The sequence below is a fragment of the Sphingobium fluminis genome, assembly GCF_037723805.1.
Classification (GTDB): Bacteria; Pseudomonadota; Alphaproteobacteria; order Sphingomonadales; family Sphingomonadaceae; genus Sphingobium.
This window is the reverse complement of record NZ_JBBJUK010000002.1, coordinates 427,998-445,503: the sequence shown is the minus strand read 5'-3', so window position 1 is coordinate 445,503 and position 17,506 is coordinate 427,998. Positions and strand designations below refer to the sequence as shown.

At 63.6% G+C, this 17,506-nt stretch carries 18 protein-coding genes; 2 read left to right on the top strand and 16 right to left on the bottom strand.

What is annotated here, in order from left to right; translation table 11 throughout:
- Positions 1 to 69: 69 nt before the first annotated feature.
- From ssb to WG907_RS08275, 5 genes are all read right to left on the bottom strand, one after another.
- On the bottom strand, positions 70 to 636 hold the full coding sequence (gene ssb / locus WG907_RS08295) for a single-stranded DNA-binding protein (protein WP_340232281.1): 567 nt from the start codon (positions 634 to 636) through the stop codon (positions 70 to 72).
- A 59-nt stretch (positions 637 to 695) separates the two neighbouring features.
- Positions 696 to 2,552, bottom strand: coding sequence for a ferrous iron transporter B (gene feoB, locus WG907_RS08290; protein WP_340232280.1), 1,857 nt, complete (start codon positions 2,550 to 2,552; stop codon positions 696 to 698).
- On the bottom strand, positions 2,549 to 2,806 hold the full coding sequence (locus WG907_RS08285; protein WP_340232279.1) for a FeoA family protein: 258 nt from the start codon (positions 2,804 to 2,806) through the stop codon (positions 2,549 to 2,551). Before WG907_RS08285 ends, feoB begins: the two co-directional genes overlap by 4 nt.
- Before the next feature lie 75 nt (positions 2,807 to 2,881).
- A complete protein-coding gene (locus WG907_RS08280) occupies positions 2,882 to 3,520 on the bottom strand; it encodes a COQ9 family protein (protein WP_340232278.1) in 639 nt (212 codons plus the stop codon).
- 48 nt (positions 3,521 to 3,568) lie between these two features.
- The gene (locus WG907_RS08275) at positions 3,569 to 4,450 is read right to left on the bottom strand and encodes a DMT family transporter (protein WP_340232277.1); all 882 of its coding nucleotides are present in this window, start codon (positions 4,448 to 4,450) and stop codon (positions 3,569 to 3,571) included.
- 69 nt (positions 4,451 to 4,519) lie between these two features.
- Between WG907_RS08275 and WG907_RS08270 the strand changes: the two genes are divergently transcribed.
- Positions 4,520 to 5,602, top strand: coding sequence for an alkene reductase (locus WG907_RS08270; protein WP_340232490.1), 1,083 nt, complete (start codon positions 4,520 to 4,522; stop codon positions 5,600 to 5,602).
- Between the two features lie 29 nt (positions 5,603 to 5,631).
- On the opposite strand, the gene ribH is transcribed toward WG907_RS08270, so the two are convergent.
- From ribH to WG907_RS08225, 9 genes are all read right to left on the bottom strand, one after another.
- Positions 5,632 to 6,054 (bottom strand): 6,7-dimethyl-8-ribityllumazine synthase, encoded by a 423-nt coding sequence (ribH, locus tag WG907_RS08265; protein WP_340232276.1) that lies wholly within the window; start codon positions 6,052 to 6,054, stop codon positions 5,632 to 5,634.
- Between the two features lie 13 nt (positions 6,055 to 6,067).
- Entirely contained in the window at positions 6,068 to 7,348 is a 1,281-nt protein-coding gene (ribB, locus tag WG907_RS08260; RefSeq protein WP_340232275.1) for a 3,4-dihydroxy-2-butanone-4-phosphate synthase, read from the bottom strand.
- Between the two features lie 70 nt (positions 7,349 to 7,418).
- Positions 7,419 to 8,027, bottom strand: coding sequence for a riboflavin synthase (locus WG907_RS08255; RefSeq protein ID WP_340232274.1), 609 nt, complete (start codon positions 8,025 to 8,027; stop codon positions 7,419 to 7,421).
- A gap of 36 nt (positions 8,028 to 8,063) precedes the next feature.
- A complete protein-coding gene (gene ribD, locus WG907_RS08250; RefSeq protein WP_340232489.1) occupies positions 8,064 to 9,017 on the bottom strand; it encodes a bifunctional diaminohydroxyphosphoribosylaminopyrimidine deaminase/5-amino-6-(5-phosphoribosylamino)uracil reductase RibD in 954 nt (317 codons plus the stop codon).
- A gap of 32 nt (positions 9,018 to 9,049) precedes the next feature.
- Positions 9,050 to 9,514 carry a hypothetical protein gene (locus WG907_RS08245; protein WP_340232273.1) on the bottom strand — a complete coding sequence of 155 codons (465 nt, stop codon included), beginning with the start codon at positions 9,512 to 9,514 and terminating at the stop codon, positions 9,050 to 9,052.
- A 73-nt stretch (positions 9,515 to 9,587) separates the two neighbouring features.
- The gene (locus WG907_RS08240) at positions 9,588 to 10,268 is read right to left on the bottom strand and encodes an energy transducer TonB (protein WP_340232272.1); all 681 of its coding nucleotides are present in this window, start codon (positions 10,266 to 10,268) and stop codon (positions 9,588 to 9,590) included.
- Positions 10,269 to 10,610: 342 nt separating this feature from the next.
- Positions 10,611 to 11,876 (bottom strand): DUF445 domain-containing protein, encoded by a 1,266-nt coding sequence (locus WG907_RS08235; protein WP_340232271.1) that lies wholly within the window; start codon positions 11,874 to 11,876, stop codon positions 10,611 to 10,613.
- A gap of 59 nt (positions 11,877 to 11,935) precedes the next feature.
- Positions 11,936 to 15,100 (bottom strand): efflux RND transporter permease subunit, encoded by a 3,165-nt coding sequence (locus WG907_RS08230; protein ID WP_340232270.1) that lies wholly within the window; start codon positions 15,098 to 15,100, stop codon positions 11,936 to 11,938.
- Positions 15,097 to 16,263, bottom strand: a complete 1,167-nt coding sequence (locus tag WG907_RS08225) for an efflux RND transporter periplasmic adaptor subunit (protein ID WP_340232269.1) — start codon at positions 16,261 to 16,263, stop codon at positions 15,097 to 15,099. The genes WG907_RS08230 and WG907_RS08225 overlap by 4 nt, the downstream gene beginning before the upstream one ends.
- Before the next feature lie 185 nt (positions 16,264 to 16,448).
- On the opposite strand from WG907_RS08225, the gene WG907_RS08220 reads away from it, so the two are divergent.
- On the top strand, positions 16,449 to 16,697 hold the full coding sequence (locus WG907_RS08220; RefSeq protein ID WP_340232268.1) for a GlsB/YeaQ/YmgE family stress response membrane protein: 249 nt from the start codon (positions 16,449 to 16,451) through the stop codon (positions 16,695 to 16,697).
- A gap of 68 nt (positions 16,698 to 16,765) precedes the next feature.
- Here the strand turns inward: WG907_RS08220 and WG907_RS08215 are convergent, their stop codons facing one another.
- Positions 16,766 to 17,023, bottom strand: coding sequence for a GlsB/YeaQ/YmgE family stress response membrane protein (locus WG907_RS08215; RefSeq protein ID WP_340232267.1), 258 nt, complete (start codon positions 17,021 to 17,023; stop codon positions 16,766 to 16,768).
- 172 nt (positions 17,024 to 17,195) lie between these two features.
- On the bottom strand, positions 17,196 to 17,495 hold the full coding sequence (gene sciP, locus WG907_RS08210; RefSeq protein ID WP_340232266.1) for a CtrA inhibitor SciP: 300 nt from the start codon (positions 17,493 to 17,495) through the stop codon (positions 17,196 to 17,198).
- Positions 17,496 to 17,506 lie beyond the last annotated feature (11 nt).

Sequence of the window (17,506 nt, the reverse complement as noted above, 5' to 3'; positions counted from 1 at the left end):
CGTCCGCCTTGGCCGCATGACGTCTTTCGCTCCGAAGGTTTTCCAACCGGCCTTCGGAGCATAGCACCGTCAGAACGGCACTTCATCGTCCAGGTCATTGTCGAAATTCGGACCACCGGCCGAGCCGCCGCGGCCACCGGCAGACTTGCCACCGCCAAAGCCGCCACCGCTTCCGCCGCGACCGCCTAGATCGTCATATTCGCCGCCGCCGAAACCGGCCGAGCCACCGCTCCAGTCGCTCACGCTCTGTTGCGAGCGCCCGCCACCCTGTCCGCCGCCGCCGGGCGCGCCATCCAGCATAGTGAGGACTGCGCCGGGCCCCGAGAGCGCAACCTCGGTCGTGTAGCGATCATTGCCTGACTGATCCTGCCATTTGCGGGTCCGCAACTGGCCCTCGATATAGATTTTCGAGCCCTTGCGCAGAAAGCGCTCGGCGACTCCGACCAGACCTTCGGAATTGATGACGACATTATGCCACTCGGTGCGCTCTTTGCGCTCGCCAGTGGCGCGATCCTTCCAGTTTTCGGATGTGGCGATGCGCAAATTGCACAGCTTGCCACCATTCTGGAAGCTCTTCACTTCCGGGTCGGCGCCGAGATTGCCGACCAGAATGACCTTGTTGACCGAGCCTGCCATGATTCCTCCGAAGCGTTAGCCGGCCCTTATAGAGCCGTCGCCGGCTTGGTCCAGTGGGGTCAGCCGAGGCCGAGCGCCACTGCCGACCAGTATGTTATCCCGGCGGCGGCATAAGCCAGCGCGAACAGATAGCCGAGCATGAACAACGGCCATTTCCAGCCATTCGTCTCGCGCCGGGTGACGGCGATCGTAGAAATGCACTGCGGCGCGAACACGAACCAGGCAAGGAAAGCGAGCGCTGTCGCAAGGCTCCAGCGCCCTGCGAGGCGCTCGCCCAATGTCCGGTTCAGCGCATTTTCGTCATCGTCGGCGTCAATCGCATAAACCGTCGCGATCGCGGACACGGCGACCTCGCGAGCGGCCATGGTCGGCAGCAGTGCGAGCGAAATATCGCGATTGAAACCGATCGGCGCGACCAGCACATTGATGCCGCCCGCGATCCGCCCGGCAATGCTGTATTCGCTCTGTTTCACACCGGCGGGGGCATGGGGAAAGCTCGCCAGCATCCACAGCACGACGTTGGTGGCCAGGATGATGGTGCCGGCCCGCTTGAGGAAAATCACGGCGCGCTGCCACAGGCCGATCAAAATATCCTGTGGCCGGGGCCATTGATATTTGGGCATTTCCATCAGAAATCCACCGCTCGTCCCCTTGGCCACCGTCAGCCGCAATGCCCAGGCGGCGACCATCGCGCCGACGATGCCTGCGACGTAAAGCAGGAACAATACCAGTCCCTGCAAACCCACGCCCCCCGCCACTGCCCGGTTCGGGATGAAGGCTGCGATGATGAGGCCGTAGACCGGCAGTCGCGCCGAGCAGGTCATCAGCGGCGCGATCAATATGGTCGTCAGCCTGTCCTTCGGATCGCTGATCGTGCGGGTCGCCATGATGCCGGGCACGGCGCAGGCGAAGGAGGAGAGCAGGGGGATGAATGCCCGTCCCGACAAGCCGACCCGCGCCATGATGCCATCCATCAGGAAGGCCGCGCGGGCCATATAGCCGGTCGCTTCCAGCATCAGGATGAAAAAGAAGAGGATCAGGATCTGGGGCAGGAAAACGATCACCGCGCCGACGCCGCCCACGACTCCCTGTAAGAGAAAGTCATGCAACAGTCCCGGCGGCAGCAGCGCCGTCACCGCGGCGCCAAGGCCCGTGACCCAGCCCTCCAGCATGTCGGCCGGGAACGCTGCCCAGGAAAAGACCGCCTGGAACATGACGAACAACAGCCCCAGCAGCATGGCGAGGCCCAGGACCGGATGAAGCGCGACGCGGTCGACCGCAGCGGTCAGGCGGCGCGACGGGGTCTCGCGCACGATCGCCGCACGCGCGATCCGCCGCGCATCCTTGCGCACCGCCTCGAAATCCTGCTCCACGGGCGATGGCCGAGCCGCGGCTGGTTCGTCAGCGAGCACGGTTTCCAACTCGGTCTTGAGATGATCGAGCCCGCGCTTGCGGACAGCCACGGTCGGGATCACCGGAACCCCCAGTTCGTGCGCCAGAACGGTCGCATCCAGTTCCAGCCCGTCGCGGGTCGCGAGATCGACCATGTTGAGCGCCACCAGCGTCGGCAGACGAAGCGCGATCAACTCCAGCGCAAAACGCAGATGATTGTCGAGGTTGGACGCGTCGACGACGATGACCAGCGCGTCGGGCAGCCGCTCACCCGCCTGCCGGCCGAGCACGAAGTCGCGGGTCACCTGTTCATCGGGGCTGGCGGGCGACAGGCTGTAGGTGCCGGGAAGGTCGACCAGTTCGATCGGTCGCCCGTCGGCCAGCACCAGCCGGCCCGCCTTGCGCTCCACCGTAACGCCGGGATAATTGCCCAGCTTCTGCCGCGCGCCGGTCAGCGCGTTGAACAGCGCGCTTTTGCCCGCATTGGGATTGCCGACCAGCGCGACGAGCGCCAGACGGCTCATGCGGCACTCGCTTCGGCATCGGTGCGGACGGTCACCGCTGCCGCATGGGCGCGGCGCATGGCGATGGTCATGCGGCCGACCTTGCAGGCGATAGGACCGTTGCCGAACAGACCACCATGGTGCAGCGCCTCTACGCTCGCGCCTTCGCACAGGCCGAATTCGCGCAGGCGTTGCCCTTCGCTCGGAGACAGCTGGTCCCAGTCGATCAGATCCACATAGGCAGGCTGGCGTAACGGCAGGTCGGTCAGGCGCAAGGGAGGGGCACTCGTTCGGTTCTGCGAGTGACTATCAATACCGACAAGGATTAGCCAGTGGGAATATCGGCGATGTCAGGCGACGGGATAGCGCAGCCGGCCGATGAAGCGCGCAAGGCTGAGCCGTTCACCGCCGCCAGCGCCCCTGAACCTGGCCTTGGCTTTTTCAAAGCGCATGACGCCCTCTATCCGACGAGCGAGGAAGGCGTGGCTGTCGGCCAACCCTTCGCTGTCGTCATCGACGAAGACCAGCAGGGTTGCGGCATAGATCGCCCCTAACGTCACGCGCTTGCTGTAATGGCTAAGATCCGTCGCGCTGTCGCCTGCCGCGCACCACATCCTATCGGCCGCACGCCAGCCCAGCCGTGCGGCGCGAGCGGCGTTGACCGGCATGGCGAGGACAGCCATCGCGCGGCGCAAGGCTTCCCGATCGGGCGCGAGGAGAGCGAGGCGAGCCTCGATCAGTGCGGTGATGCGCTGACGGATCGGCATCGCGGCGAGCCTGGCCGTCGGCAGCGCCGTCGCCATGGCCACATCGATGCTCGCGAACCAGGCGTCGATCATGTCGACCGGCCCATCGGAAAAAGCGAGGCGGGCAATATCGGGATCGATACCCTTTTCCGCCGCCGCCATCGTCACCGCCTGCGGTCGCCAGCCGTCAAAGGCGGCGTGGCGCGGCAATATCGGCGCGAGCAGGGCGCGCACTTCGTCCATTGTCAAGTCCTGCTGTGTGGGATTGGCAATAGTGGTCATCGGCCCTTATTAAGGCCGGGCGGGCAGGCGCACAAGCACCAGCGCGGCGCCGACCGCGATCGCGCCGACGCCATCGGTCACGCTCATCGTCTCGCCGAACAACATCCATCCAAGCAGCGCAGCGACCGCCGGTTGCAGCAACAGGCTCAGTCCCAGCACCAATGGCGAGAACCAGCCGATCGCATAGGTCATCAGGCCCTGTCCGATGAGCTGGCTCGACAAGGCGAGAGCGATCACCGGGGTCCAGTCGCCCGGCAGCACGCGTTCGCCCATCGCCAGCGCGGTCAGCAGAAGCGGCAGCACGCCCGCCAGACTCGCGACGGTCAGGACCGACCAGCCGTCGAGCCGCTGGCGCGCATCCTGCACGAGTAATAGATAGGCAGCGTAGAACAGCCCGGCGAGCAGGCAGAGCAGGTCGCCGCGCAGATAGCGGGGTGCCAATTCATAGCTGCCCGCCATCAATATAGCGGCCCCGGCCGCCGCAAGCGCGAGCGCCAGCATCTGCAACCGACGGAGCCGCTGGCCTAGCACGAACACCGCCCAGATGGGCAGGACGAGGGCACTGACATTGCCGAACAGGGTGGAATTGGCGACCTTGGTCAAATGGATGCCGGCATGCCAGGTGCCGAGATCGGCGGCGAAGAACAGGCCGGCAACGATCATCGCCGTCCACTGCCAGATGCTCAAACGCGCGGCCATAAGGCTGCGCCGGGACAGCAGGAGCAGGAAAGGCAGCGCTATCGCCAGCCGCCAGAAGCCAGCGGCCACCGGACCCACATCGGCCAGTCGAACCAGAGTCGGCCCGAACGCCAGAACGACATTGGCGAGGATCAGGGCAGGAAAAGCGAGGCGTGGTGTATCGGGACGGCGAACCGGGGTTGAATTGGCCATGGCCGATCCCTAGCTGGCTTGTGCCAGCAAGTCCCGTTGCAATTTGCAATGAATGACGAGGAAGCCCGCATGCCGACATTGTTCGATCCCGTCCAGTTGGGTGCCGTCACCGCGTCCAATCGCATTTTGATGGCGCCGCTGACCCGCGCCCGCGCCGACCGTGACCATGTGCCCACACCCCTGATGATCGACTATTACCGCCAGCGCGCCTCGGCGGGTCTTATCATCAGCGAAGCGGTGGGCGTGTCGCAGCAGGGGCTGGGCATGCCGTTCGCTCCCGGTCTCTGGTCGGAAGGGCAGGTCGCGGGCTGGAAGCCGGTGACCGCTGCGGTTCATGATGAGGGTGGCCTGATCTTCGCCCAACTCTGGCATATGGGGCGAATGGTCCATTCGAGCGTCACCGGGGAAGCGCCGCTCGGACCCAGCCCGATCACCGCGCCTGGCCATGCCCACACCTATGATGGCAACCGCGACTATGAACCGCCAAGGGCGTTGGCGCTTGAGGAAATTCCCGGCGTGATCGCAACCTATGTCACCGCCGCCCGCAACGCCGTGGAGGCAGGGTTCGACGGGGTGCAAATCCACGCAGCCAACGGCTATCTGATCGACACATTCTTGCGTAACGGCATCAACAAGCGCGAGGATGCCTATGGTGGGTCACCCGAAAATCGCGCCCGCCTGCTTCGCGAAGTTGTGCAGTCCGTGGCCGACGCCATCGGCGCAGATCGCACATCCGTCCGCCTGTCGCTCAATGGGGTGACGCAGGGCACCGATGACAGCGACCCCGCCAGCATCTCGGTCGCGGCGGCGCGGGCACTGGAGCCAATCGGCCTGGCCTTCCTCGAGCTGCGTGAGCTCAAGCCCACTGGGACCTATGGGGCGAGCGACGTGCCGCGACAATCGCCACTCGTCCGCCAGCATTTCAGCGGCCCGCTTGTGCTCAACAGCGATTATGATGTCGATGGCGCGCAAGCCGATCTCGACAGTGGGCTGGCGCAGGCGATCAGCTTTGGCCGGCCCTTCATCGCCAATCCCGATTTGCCCCGGCGGCTGTCCGTGGGCGCACCGCTCAACAGCCCGGAGCAAGCGACTTTTTATGCGCCGGGCGCGAAAGGCTATATCGATTATCCGCCACTGGACGAGGCGGCCTGACCGGCCGGCTTGATCCTTTCCAGCGAGGATCAGGCCCCGAATTTCTCTCGCAGGCCCAGCATCGCGATGGCCGCTTTGGCAGCCTCGCCGCCCTTGTCCTTTTCGGTGCGCCGGGCGCGGGTCAGGGCCTGCGCTTCATTCTCGACCGTCAGGATGCCGTTGCCGATCGCGATTCCGTCCATGCTGAGCGCCATCAGGCCGCGCGCGCTCTCGTTCGATACGACCTCGAAATGATAGGTTTCGCCACGGATCACCACGCCGATCGCGATAAATCCGTCATAACGGCCGGATTCCGCCGCCAGCGCAACAGCGCCCGGTATTTCCAGCGCGCCGGGGACGGTCACGATTTCAAATTTATGGCCTGCTTCACCGAGTGCAGCAGTCGCGCCCTCGATCAGCAGGTCGTTCAGATGCTCGTAGAAACGCGCTTCGACGATCAGGAATTTGGCCACGCTGCGTCCTTTTTCAGGCTTGAATCTGACGGTGGCCAACCACGGCCAGGTCATAGCCGTCAAGCGCAATCAGGCTGCGATGGCTGTTGGTGAGCAGGACCATGTCGTGCACGCCCAGTTCGGCCAGAATTTGCGCGCCCACGCCATAATCGCGCAGCTCGTCCATATCGCCGACCGCCTTGCCATTATAGCGTTCCAGCGAGCGACTGACGAAATCATGGGACGTGCTGCTGAGCATAACGATGATGCCCGCCCCTTCCCGATCAATCAACTCCATCGACTTGGCAAGCATGTCGCTGCGCGGGCCGATCGCGCCATAAACATCGTCGAACAGCGACATCTGGTGCATCCGCACCAGCGTCGGCTGATCGGGGACGATATGGCCCTTTTGCAGCACCATCTGTTCGGCATGGGTCGCGCGGTTGTAAAAGCAGATCACCTTCCATTCGCCGCCCCATTTGCTGTGGAAGCTGCTTTCGGACCGGCGCTCGACCATATGGTCGTGGCGGCGACGATAGGCGATGAGATCGCGGATCGTGCCGATCTTCATCTTGTGCTTCTGCGCGAAGGGGATGAGGTCGTCGAGACGGGCCATGGTGCCGTCATCCTTCATCACCTCGCAGATGACGCCGGACGGGTTGAGGCCCGCGAGCCGTGCGACGTCCACCGCCGCCTCGGTATGACCGGTGCGGACCAGCACGCCGCCATCCTTGGCGACGAGCGGGAACACATGGCCGGGCGTGACGATGTCGGCCGGGCCCTTGGACCCGTCGATCGCGACCGAAATGGTGCGGGCGCGGTCGGCGGCGCTGATGCCGGTGGTGACGCCCTCGCGCGCTTCGATCGATACGGTGAAGGCGGTTTCATGCCGCGTGCCGTTGTTGCGGCTCATCAGGCCAAGGCCAAGATAGTCGACCCGGTCCTTGGACAGCGCCAGGCAGATGAGGCCACGGCCATGGGTTGCCATGAAATTGATCGCATCGGGCGTCGCCATTTGCGCGGGAATAACGAGGTCGCCTTCATTTTCCCGGTCCTCATCGTCGACCAGAATGAACATGCGGCCGTTACGGGCTTCGTTGATGATTTCTTCGGGACTGGCGAGCGCGGTGCCGCCCTCGCGCTTGATCAGATAGGATTCGAGCTTGCCCAACGTGTCCGCCGTGGGATTCCAGTCCGTTTCGCCGAGCTTGCGAAGGGAGTTGGCATGCAGGCCGGCCGCCCGAGCCAGGCCGGAGCGGGACATCCCGCCGTCGGTGACGAGGTTGCGAACGGTATCGATAAGTGCTGACGACATGGGACCACTCCTGCCCGGAAGATTTGTCCATTATCACACTTCAATGTGATTCATTCAAGTTGAAATCACATCACGCGCGAGCGACGGCCTGCATGCGCTGGAGGTAGCGCGCAAGGACATCGATCTCGAGATTAAACGCCCGGCCGGCGTTCAGGTCATCCAGCGTCGTCGCCACTGCCGTGTGCGGGATGATGTTCATGCCGAAATGCACGCTGCCATCTGCCTGATCCTGGACGCTGTTCACCGTCAGCGAAATGCCGTCGAGCGTTATCGAACCCTTGGCTGCGAGCGCCGGTGCGAGATCGGCGGGCGCGGCGATGACGAGCGCGGTCGAATCGCCGATGGGGCTCGCGGACACCAGGGTGCCGATCCCGTCGACGTGGCCGGTCACAATGTGACCACCCAGCTCGTCACCCACTTTCAATGCGCGTTCCAGATTGAGGCGTCGGCCGACCGACCACAGGCCGGGAGCCGTGCGCTCCACCGTTTCGGCCGAAAGATCGACCGCGAACCAGTCCGGGCCCTTGTCCACCACGGTCAGGCAAGCGCCCGAGCAGGCGATCGATGCGCCGATGGCGACACCGTCCATTTCAAAGGAGCAGCCGATGACGACCCGCAGGTCGCCACGCTGCTCCGCCTCGCGGACCGTGCCGATGTCGGTGATGATGCCGGTGAACATGATTTATCCTGTGGTGGAAAAGGTTGGATGGGAGACTTAGGCGGCCGTCATCCGTTCGTAAACCTCCAGCCGGTCTTCGCCGAAGGTTCGCGAGTCGATCCGCCGCCATCGGCCATGCGTCTGGCTCAGATCGGTAAGGCCGATGTCGCCGATGCCGGCAAGGCCTGCTCCAATGACGATCGGCGCGCGGTAAAGCAGCAGCCGGTCCACGAGATCGGCGCGCAGGAACGCGGCGGCGGTGTCCGCTCCGCCTTCGACCAGCAGATGATCGACGCGGTCGAGCGTCGCGATCTCTTCAGGCGCGCCGATCCGCTCCCAACCCTGCGGCGCTTCCCCGCGGCTCAGCAGAATTCGGCGCGGACTGCGCGCTTCGAGCCCGCCCAGCCGCACGTCGAGACGAGGCGCGTCGGCGCGCAGCGTACCGCCGCCGACCAGGATCGCATCGTGCCGCGCCCGTTCCATATGAGCATGAGCGCGGGCGGCAGGGCCGGTGATCCAGCGGCTGGAGCGATCGGGCAGGGCGATCCGGCCGTCCAGGGACATGCCCAGCTTGAGCGTGACATGCGGTCGGCCCAACGTCTGGCGCAGCACGAATCCCGCCATAGCCGCGCCCGCGTCATCCGCCAGCAACCCCATTTCGACGGCAAGGCCGCGCGCGCGGAGATAGTCCGCGCCCTGACCGTCGGTGCGCGGATCGGGATCGCGCAATGCGATGACGACCCGGCTGATTCCGGCGCGCACGAGAAGGTCGGCGCAGCGGGGGCCACGCGGCGAGAGGTGAAAACATGGCTCCAGCGTCACATAGCAAGTCGCCCCGTGCGCGCGATCCAGCGCCTGATCGAGTGCGCGCGCTTCGGCATGGGGGCGACCACCCGCCTGGGTCCAGCCTCGGCCGACGATCTGGCTATTCCTGACGATCAGGCAGCCGACATTGGGATTGGGGGTGGAAAGGCCGCGCCCGCGCAGCGAGAGGGCGATCGCCGCCGCCATGAAGCGCCGGTCGGCCATCGGGGAAGGCAGGCTCAGGGCTGGCGCGCTTGCGTAGCCGGCTTTTCGCCAGCTTCGGCCTTGACCAGCCGGGCGTCGAGCAATGCGTTGATCTGCTTCAGCGCTTCCTTGCGCCGGGCGGTATTGCGCGCCTCGTCGGTGCGCCAGTCGATACCGAACAGGTCGGCGACATGCTGCATGTCCTGCTGCTTCTTGGCCAGAATAGATTCGCGCTTAGCCAAATCCATCTTCTGCTGAAGGATGATCGCGGCGTCCGGGCGGTGCACGTCCCAGCTTTCGACATAGAATATCTGGTTCTGCGTCGGCATCGTATTGGTATTGGCGTCGATGACGAATGCCCAGACGATGACATAGGTGATCGCCATGGACAGGCCGAGCAAAGGCCATTTATGCGCCCGGCTGGCGCTGAAATAGCTCCAGAAATCGCTTAGCGCGCTCTTGGGCGAAACGGGTCGGGGAAAGAACGCCATAGGGGCCATATAGGAGAGGGCGGGGCCGGATGCAAAACCTGTCTCGCAAGACAGATGCGCAGCCGGCCAACGCAATTTTCTGTCAGCGATCCTCCAGCCGGAAATGCACGGTCAGGACCCTGATCGCTGTGACGGGCACGCCGTCTCGGGTCGCCGGACGGAAACGCCATTTGCGCAAGGCATGGCGCTGGGTCGCGAGCCAGAACGACTCGTCCGTGGCGGAAACGCGCTCGATATCGACGACGCGACCATCTGTGCCGATGGTCACGCGCACCGTCACGCTACCCTCAACCTGCTGACGGATCATCGCGCCGGGATAATCCGGCTGAAAGGCGGGCAGGGCGCGTGGGTCGATCTGCGCGTCGACCAGCACCGGCGGCCGGGGCGGATCGGGAGGGGCGACCACCAGGCCGCCATCCCCGGTTCCGTCACCGGACGTCCTGTCTATCGGCTTGATGGGCCAGTCATTGGAGGCCGTCGGAACGAACGGATCCGTTGTCGCGGGCTGGCTCGCCGGCTCGTGCGACTTCGGCTTTTTGGCGTCCGGCGGTGGCGGATTTTCGGGCGGGGGCGGGTCGAGCGGGATGGAGTGAATGATGAAAGGCGACGGCGTAATCGAGTCGATCATTTCCTTTGGCATGAGCAGAAATGTGCCCACGACCAGCGCATGGACCGCGATCGTCCCGCTTATGCCGATCGGCGAGCGCCGGCCGCCGCTATAGCCCGAGATGATTGGGGCTGATTGGATCTCCATGGTTCTCATGTGCCGCATCCTCTGTCCTGAACAGCGCCTCATGACGAGCGCATGAAATGTTACAACATACTTTTATGATATGTTGCAACATCAAATTTGACGAGCTAGTGTACGATGAACGTTCCGAGCCACTCGCCTCATTTTGGCGCAGACGCGGAGACCTCTTGTGGTATTGGTCCTGCCCGTCGCAAAATCACGATTTTTGCTTAAGAGGACACGCGATATGCTGGCCTTGGCACATGCCGCCTCCGCGTCCTCTGCGCCTCCGCGCGAATTATTTCTTCGGATCGTTATATGTGCCATGTCGATCAGCCCCGATGGTCCTGCCTGAAAGGCGCGTTGCGAAGGCTGTTATAGCAGCGAGTCTATGGCGTGAATCGTCAGGCCGACCAAGCCACCGACCAGCGTCCCGTTAATACGGATATATTGGAGGTCACGGCCCACCGCGCCCTCCAGCCGGCTGGTGACGGTGCTGGCGTCCCACCCGCGCACCGTTTCGCTGACCAGCGTCACGATCCTCGACCCATAGGCGGCGGTCGCGCCCACCGCCGCGCGGCGGACGAAACGGTTGATCAGCATCCGCAATCGCGCGTCACCCTGAAGCGTCGTGCCAAGCTGTTGCAATGCCTCGCCGAATCGCCCTGCCATCGCCCTGCCCGGATCGCGCACGGCACGCAGCATGCCAGCGCGCGCCTGTTCCCACAGCCCGTCGATCCATCGTTGCATCGCCGGATTGTCGATAATTTCGTCACGGATGCGCGCGACCTTCGCCTGGGTGACGGGGTCATGCTGCAAGTCGACGGCCAGTTTCGCCATGCCCTCTTCGGCCTTGAGGCGCAGGCTGTGGCCCGGATCGGTCGCCATGTCCGCGATCAGCTTGCGCAAGCCCGAAAGGATGGCGCTAGCGAGATTTTCATCGAGGCCGGTCCAGCGCAGCACCTTGCCCGCGCGTTCGCTGATCATCTCTCGGATCAGATGTTCGTTGGCTTCCAGCGCCCGGTCGGCCCAGTGGATGATGCCGTCCATCACCGGCGCATGGCGGCCGTCGCGCATGGCCGCCTCGATAGCTTGGCCGATCAGCGGGGCGATGTGGATCGCGCGCAACCGCTGCGCAATCGCGCCTTTCACCATGCCGCCAAGCCGTTCCTGATCGAGCGCTTCCAGCATGTCGGCGGCGAGGCGCGAGGCACCCTCGCGCAGCCGTCCGTCGCCGCCCGATGGACTGGCGAGAAAGCGGCCCGCCGCCGCTGCGACGTCCAGCCCGCGCATGCGGCGAGCTACGACCGAAGGAATCAGGAAGTTGTCGCGTAGAAATAGCGCCAGCGTATCGCCGATCCGATCTTTGTTGCGTGGGATGATCGCCGTGTGGGGAATCGGAAGGCCAAGCGGGTGGCGGAACAGCGCCGTGACCGCGAACCAGTCGGCGAGGCCGCCGACCATTGCGGCTTCGGCAAAGGCCTGAACGAAGCCGACTGCGGGGTGGACATGCACGGTTGCGCGGGCGACGATGAACAGGATCGCCATCGCAACCAGCATCCCCGTCGCCACCAGCCGCATGCGCCGGGCCGGGTGAGGGGGACTTTGTTCGACGGGTCGGGAGAGGGCGGGTAACTGCATGGGCGTTCAACGGTTACGCCGCGCTTTCGTTCAGGCAAAGCCCGCTTATGCGGCGGCGATCATTTCGCGGGCTGCGCCTGCCCCGCGTGCGCCACATCGTCGCCCTTTCGATAGGTCAACAGCCTGCGGCCCAGGCGGGGCCCGATCCATTCTTCGACGCCGGTCGCGAAACTGAAAGTCGCGGGCACGATGATGAGAGTTAGCAGCGTCGACAAGATAAGGCCGCCGATCACAGTGACGGCCATGGGCGCGCGCCACGCGCTGTCGCCCGACAGCGACAGCGCGGTCGGAACCATACCTGCGACCATCGCGACCGTGGTCATCACGATCGGTTGGGCGCGCTTGTGCCCTGCATCGATGATCGCAGCATATTTCGGCACGCCCTTGGCGATTTCCTCCAGCGCGAAATCGATGACGAGGATCGAATTTTTCGCCACTATGCCAAGCAGCATGAGCATGCCGATCAAAACCGGCATCGAGATGGGATAGCCCGAAATATGCAGCGCCAGCGCGCCGCCGAGCGGCGCCAGCGCCAGCGACCCCATATTGACGAACGGCGGCATCACTCGCTTGTAGAGCAGCAGCAGTACGGCGAGGACCAGCAGGATGCCGGAGATCACGGCTATGCCGAAGCTCTGAAACATCTCCGTCTGAATTTTGGCGTCGCCCGCCTCGATTTTCCTCAACCCCGCGACCTTGCCGTCAAGGATCGCCTTCATGGTCGGCAGCGCGTTGATCTTTGTCGTTGCTTCGCTGGTCACGACCCCCGGCGCCAGATCGGCACCTACGACGATCCGGCGGACCTGGGCATAGCGGCGAATCTCGGTTGGCCCCGCGCCAAAGGCGATGTCGGCGACGACCTTCAGCGGGACGGACCCACCATTGGCGGTCGGGACCGGCATATTTTCGATGGTGGCGATGTCCTTGCGGCTATCTTCGGCAATCGAGACGCGGATCGGGATCTGGCGATCGGAAAGCGAGAATTTGGCGCTGTTCTGGTCGATGTCGCCGAGCGTCGCGATGCGGATCGTCTGGCTGAGCGCGGCCGTCGTGACGCCCATGCTCGCGGCAAGATTCATGCGTGGCTTGATGATGATTTCAGGTCGCTGCATGTCGCCCTGCACCCGCGGTGCACGCAGTTCCCTGATGCCGGCCATTTCGGCGACGAGCCTGTTGGCGGTGCTTTCCAGCAGTTCGGCGTCGTCGCTGCCCAGCATGATGATGATGTCGCGACCGAACCCGCCGCCAGACTGCGACTGAAAGTTGACACGGGCGTCGGCGACTGTCCCAAATTGGGGCGCGACCTTGCGTTCCCACTCGACCGAGGAGAGCGGCCGGTCCTTTCTGAGCGTTAAGAAGATGTTGGCGCTGGTCGGCTCGATATCGGCGAAAGCGGCCTCGACCACTTCTTTGTCCGCCGCAAGCATGTCGGCGACCCGTCGCGTGATCGCGGTTGTCTGCGCGAGCGTGCTTCCTGGCACCGTTTCCACCTTAACCTGGCTAAAGTCTGTGTCGGTCGTCGGATTGAAGGTGACCGGCAATGTCATGAAAGCCAAAAGCATCGCCGCGAACGACAGGCCCCCGAGGCCCAGTGTCCAGATTCGGTGATCAAAAAGATAGGCGGTACGCGCAGCCCACCCGCCACGCACACGCCGCGCAACCGCCTTGCGCTCGTCAAGCGACCAGTGAAGAACACGCATATAGAGGTCCATCAGCCATCCCTCGCCATGGGTGGCCTCCCCATGGGATTTAAGAAAATAGGCCGCGACCATGGGCGTGATGAGACGTGCGACGCCCAGGCTGAGCAGTACGGCCACAACCACCGTCATGCCGAACTGGATGAAGAATTGCCCGGCAACCCCAGGCATGAAGGCGACGGGGAGGAACACAGCGACGATCACCATGGTCGTAGCGAGCACGGCAAGCCCGATTTCATCCGCAGCGTCGATCGAAGCCTGATAAGCTGTTTTGCCCATACGCATATGGCGTACGATATTCTCGATCTCGACGATGGCATCGTCCACCAGCACACCCGCGACCAGGCTCAGCGCGAGCAGTGAAGTAATGTTGAGCGTAAAGCCCATCAGGTCCATGAACCAGAAAGTCGGGATCGCTGAAAGCGGAATCGCAAGCGCGGAAATCATCGTCGCGCGCCAGTCGCGCAAGAAAAGGAATACGATGACGACGGCCAGAACAGCGCCCTCGATCATCGCAGCCATCGCCGAATGATATTGATTCTTGGTGTAGTCGACGCTGGTATAAAGCTGTTTGAACCGGACTTTGGGATTTTCCTTCGACAACTGGTCGAACACTTTTACAGCATTATCGGACACCGTAACGTCGGAACTGCCTTTTGCCTTATCGAGGCGAAGGCTGGTGACCTGGCGCCCGTTCATCAGCCCGACCGACCGCTGTTCGGCGAACAGATCGCGCACGCTGGCGAGGTCGGCGAGCTTAACGGTGCGGCCGCCGGATATGGCGATCTGGGTCTGGCCGAGCGCATAGGCGTTGCGCGCATTGCCCAGCACCCGGATCGATTGTTCGGCGCCAGCGATTTCCGTGCGGCCACCCGCAGCGTTCAGGTTGACCTGCTGCAATTGCTGATTGACCTGCGCCGCGCTGACGCCATGCGATTGAAGTTTGGCGGGATCGAGAATGATACGGATTTCACGGCTGACGCCCCCGCCGCGCGTGACGGCGGCCATGCCGGAAATCCCCAGCAATCGCTTGGCCACCACATTGTCGACATACCAGGACAACTCCTCCAGAGTCATGTCGGTCGTTTCGGCGCTGTAATAGGCGATCGGCCCGCCATCGATGTCGACGCGGCTGACCTGCGGTTCCAAAATGCCTTCGGGAAGGTTGCTGCGAATCTGGTCGACGGCGTTCTTCACGTCGGCCACAGCACGGTCGATCGGCGTACCGATCTGAAAGGTGACGTTGGTGAGCGACCTGCCCTCCGACGCAAAGGACGAAATTTCGTCCACGCCGCTGATGGCGCGAACGGCGGCTTCGACGCGCTGCGTGACCTGCGTTTCCAGTTCGGTGGGGGCCGCGCCCGGCTGATTCACCGTGACGCTGACGACCGGGAAACTCACATCGGGCTGCTGGTTGATATCGAGTCGCATGAAACTGACAATGCCCGCCAGCATGAGCGCGGCGAACAGCACCAGCGGCGTCACCGGATTGCGGATCGCCCAGGCGGAGATATTGCGAAAACTCATGGCCGCGCCTTCGCTTGCGGCTTAACCTTCTGGCCCGGATTGAGGAATGCCCCTGCGGACATCACGATGCGTTCCGATCCATCGAGGCCGCGCGTGACCGACACTCCGCTATCGGAAACCTGCCCGGTCGTGACGGCACGCCGTTCCACATGATCGCGCCTATCGACGATATAGACATAATTGCCCTTCGCGTCGCTCAGTACGGCCGATTCCGGCAGGGTGGGCGCGACGCCGGATCCGCTGATGATGATCGCCGACGCAAAGCCACCTGGCCGGATCGCGCGATCATAGGGGAGGGCGATGCGGGCGATCCCCTGCCGGTTCTGCTGATCGATCACGGGAGCGACCTGCCATAGCTGGCCCGCAAAGGACGCCGTGCCGCCGATAGGTGTCACCGTCGCACGATTGCCTACGCGCAGCATCGCCAGATCGGCTTCGCTGACTTGCGCCAGCATCTCCATCTCGCCGCCCTTGGCGACCCGAAAAAGCGTCCCGCTGCCCGAGCCAACAATCTGTCCTGGCTCGACTGCGCGTGTCAGGATCAGGCCCGCTGCAGGCGCGCGGATGTCAAGCCGCCCGGTGCGCGCGCGCTGTTCCGCAAGCTGGGCGGCGGCGACGGCAACGCGCGCGTTCGCGCCATCGCGGGTGGCCGTACGCTGATCAATGTCGGCCCGGCTGATGAAGCCGCGCCCGACCAGGGCCTTGGCGCGATCGAGCTGCGCCTGCGCCAGTTTCGCGTCGGCACGGTTCACCTCAACCTGCGCGGCGAGCGAGCGAATCTGTTCGACCTGTACCGATCGTTCAATAACCGCGAGAACCTGCCCCGCCCGGACCCAGTCGCCCGGCTGAACCAGTACCTGACGCACTTGCCCGCCTTCGCCCACTACGCCGACTGGCATTTCGACGCGCGCCGCGAGCGATCCGGTCGCGCTCACCCTTTGTTCGATCATCGATTGACCTGGGCTGATGACCGTGATGACGGGCGCCTGCATCGCGTTGTCGCTGGGGGCCGCTGGCCTGGACCGGATTGATAGCCAGACCGCAAGCGCAACAAGGATGATCGCGACGATCGCTCCGATCATCCACCGTCTTTTTTTTCCAGGCTGCATTTCCTCATCGGCCGTAAGGGCGGGGTCGCCAGCAATCGGTGTTTCGTAGTTCATGCCGACCCCATCTTCGTCCGACTGCCGCGTCGAACCCGAGCTGTATTATATAAGTAGCGCACTTCGCTCAATCCCCAAAAATCATCCGTGTTCGGCAGGCGCATTACGCTTGATCGACGGGATCACTTGCAAAAACGGCGGTTATATGACGCTATGCGGAAGGGGCATATAGGAGAGGAACCGCCATGGAGTTGCTGGGATGGATCGTCATCGGGCTGCTCGCTGGCGCGCTCGCGCGGCTTATCATGCCTGGACGCGATCCGGGCGGTTGCATCGTCACCATATTGCTCGGGATCGCAGGCGCGCTGCTGGCTGGCTATGTCGGACGGCTTGCGGGCTGGTATATGGCGGGTGAAGGCGCCGGTTTCATCGCCGCCACATTGGGTTCGATCGCCGTTCTGGCGATCTACCGGCTTTTTGCCAGACGATATTGATCGAATAGCAAAGGGCTGCGCCACCCCCTTGGGATAGTGCAGCCCCTGTTACCGTAGGTCGGCGTGATTTATCGCACCGAACCGCGACGGACCAGATTGACGATCGCGAGCAGAATGACCGCGCCAACCAGAGAAACGAGAAAACTGGTAAGCGTAAGTCCGGCATTGTTTATCGAACCGCCGCTGAAAATCAGCCCGCCGAGGAATGCGCCGACGATGCCTACGACGATATTAAGCAGAACGCCCTGCTGAGCGTCGGTCCGCATAATCATGCTGGCAAGCCAGCCAATGATGCCGCCGACGACAAGCCACAAAATGATGCCCATCTAACTTCTCCTTGCCAGCGCCCCCAGCGGGTTGGCTGAAGCATAAACGGCGGAAGGCGTATCGCGTTCCCAACCCCGTAACGATTCTGTTACGCGGGCAATCGATCAGCATAAGAAAAGGCCGCCGGAGCGCAGCCGGCGGCCTTTCATCATCACCCGCTCGGGCGCTCGATCAGAATTTCTGCTGCCGTTCGTAGAGCGATTTATAATATTGAATGCGGGTTACCCGCAGGCCGTGCATACCCGATCGATCGACCGCGCGCTGCCAACCGGCAAATTCCTCGAGCGTCAACGAATAGCGGGCGCACGCTTCGTCTACGGAAAGCAGGCCGCCATTGACCGCCGCCACGACTTCCGCCTTTCGGCGCACCACCCAGCGCGTCGTGTTGACCGGCGGCAAGCTGTCCAGCGTCAACGGTTCTCCAAGCGGCCCGACGACCTGTGCAGGCCGAATTTTTTGATTTTCTATCATTGTCACCCTCA

Bases quoted from the DNA above. Each gene is read 5' to 3' on its own strand.
- WG907_RS08275 (WP_340232277.1), bottom strand. From the start codon at position 4,450: ATGGCCAATTCAACCCCGGTTCGCCGTCCCGATACACCACGCCTCGCT.
- WG907_RS08270 (WP_340232490.1), top strand. From the start codon at position 4,520: ATGCCGACATTGTTCGATCCCGTCCAGTTGGGTGCCGTCACCGCGTCC.
- WG907_RS08230 (WP_340232270.1), bottom strand. From the start codon at position 15,100: ATGAGTTTTCGCAATATCTCCGCCTGGGCGATCCGCAATCCGGTGACG.
- WG907_RS08245 (WP_340232273.1), bottom strand. From the start codon at position 9,514: ATGGCCCCTATGGCGTTCTTTCCCCGACCCGTTTCGCCCAAGAGCGCG.
- WG907_RS08255 (WP_340232274.1), bottom strand. From the start codon at position 8,027: ATGTTCACCGGCATCATCACCGACATCGGCACGGTCCGCGAGGCGGAG.
- WG907_RS08280 (WP_340232278.1), bottom strand. From the start codon at position 3,520: ATGGACGAAGTGCGCGCCCTGCTCGCGCCGATATTGCCGCGCCACGCC.
- ribD (WP_340232489.1), bottom strand. From the start codon at position 9,017: ATGGCGGCGGCGATCGCCCTCTCGCTGCGCGGGCGCGGCCTTTCCACC.
- ribB (WP_340232275.1), bottom strand. From the start codon at position 7,348: ATGTCGTCAGCACTTATCGATACCGTTCGCAACCTCGTCACCGACGGC.
- WG907_RS08235 (WP_340232271.1), bottom strand. From the start codon at position 11,876: ATGCAGTTACCCGCCCTCTCCCGACCCGTCGAACAAAGTCCCCCTCAC.
- sciP (WP_340232266.1), bottom strand. From the start codon at position 17,495: ATGATAGAAAATCAAAAAATTCGGCCTGCACAGGTCGTCGGGCCGCTT.
- WG907_RS08220 (WP_340232268.1), top strand. From the start codon at position 16,449: ATGGAGTTGCTGGGATGGATCGTCATCGGGCTGCTCGCTGGCGCGCTC.
- WG907_RS08240 (WP_340232272.1), bottom strand. From the start codon at position 10,268: ATGAGAACCATGGAGATCCAATCAGCCCCAATCATCTCGGGCTATAGC.
- ssb (WP_340232281.1), bottom strand. From the start codon at position 636: ATGGCAGGCTCGGTCAACAAGGTCATTCTGGTCGGCAATCTCGGCGCC.
- WG907_RS08215 (WP_340232267.1), bottom strand. From the start codon at position 17,023: ATGGGCATCATTTTGTGGCTTGTCGTCGGCGGCATCATTGGCTGGCTT.
- WG907_RS08225 (WP_340232269.1), bottom strand. From the start codon at position 16,263: ATGAACTACGAAACACCGATTGCTGGCGACCCCGCCCTTACGGCCGAT.
- feoB (WP_340232280.1), bottom strand. From the start codon at position 2,552: ATGAGCCGTCTGGCGCTCGTCGCGCTGGTCGGCAATCCCAATGCGGGC.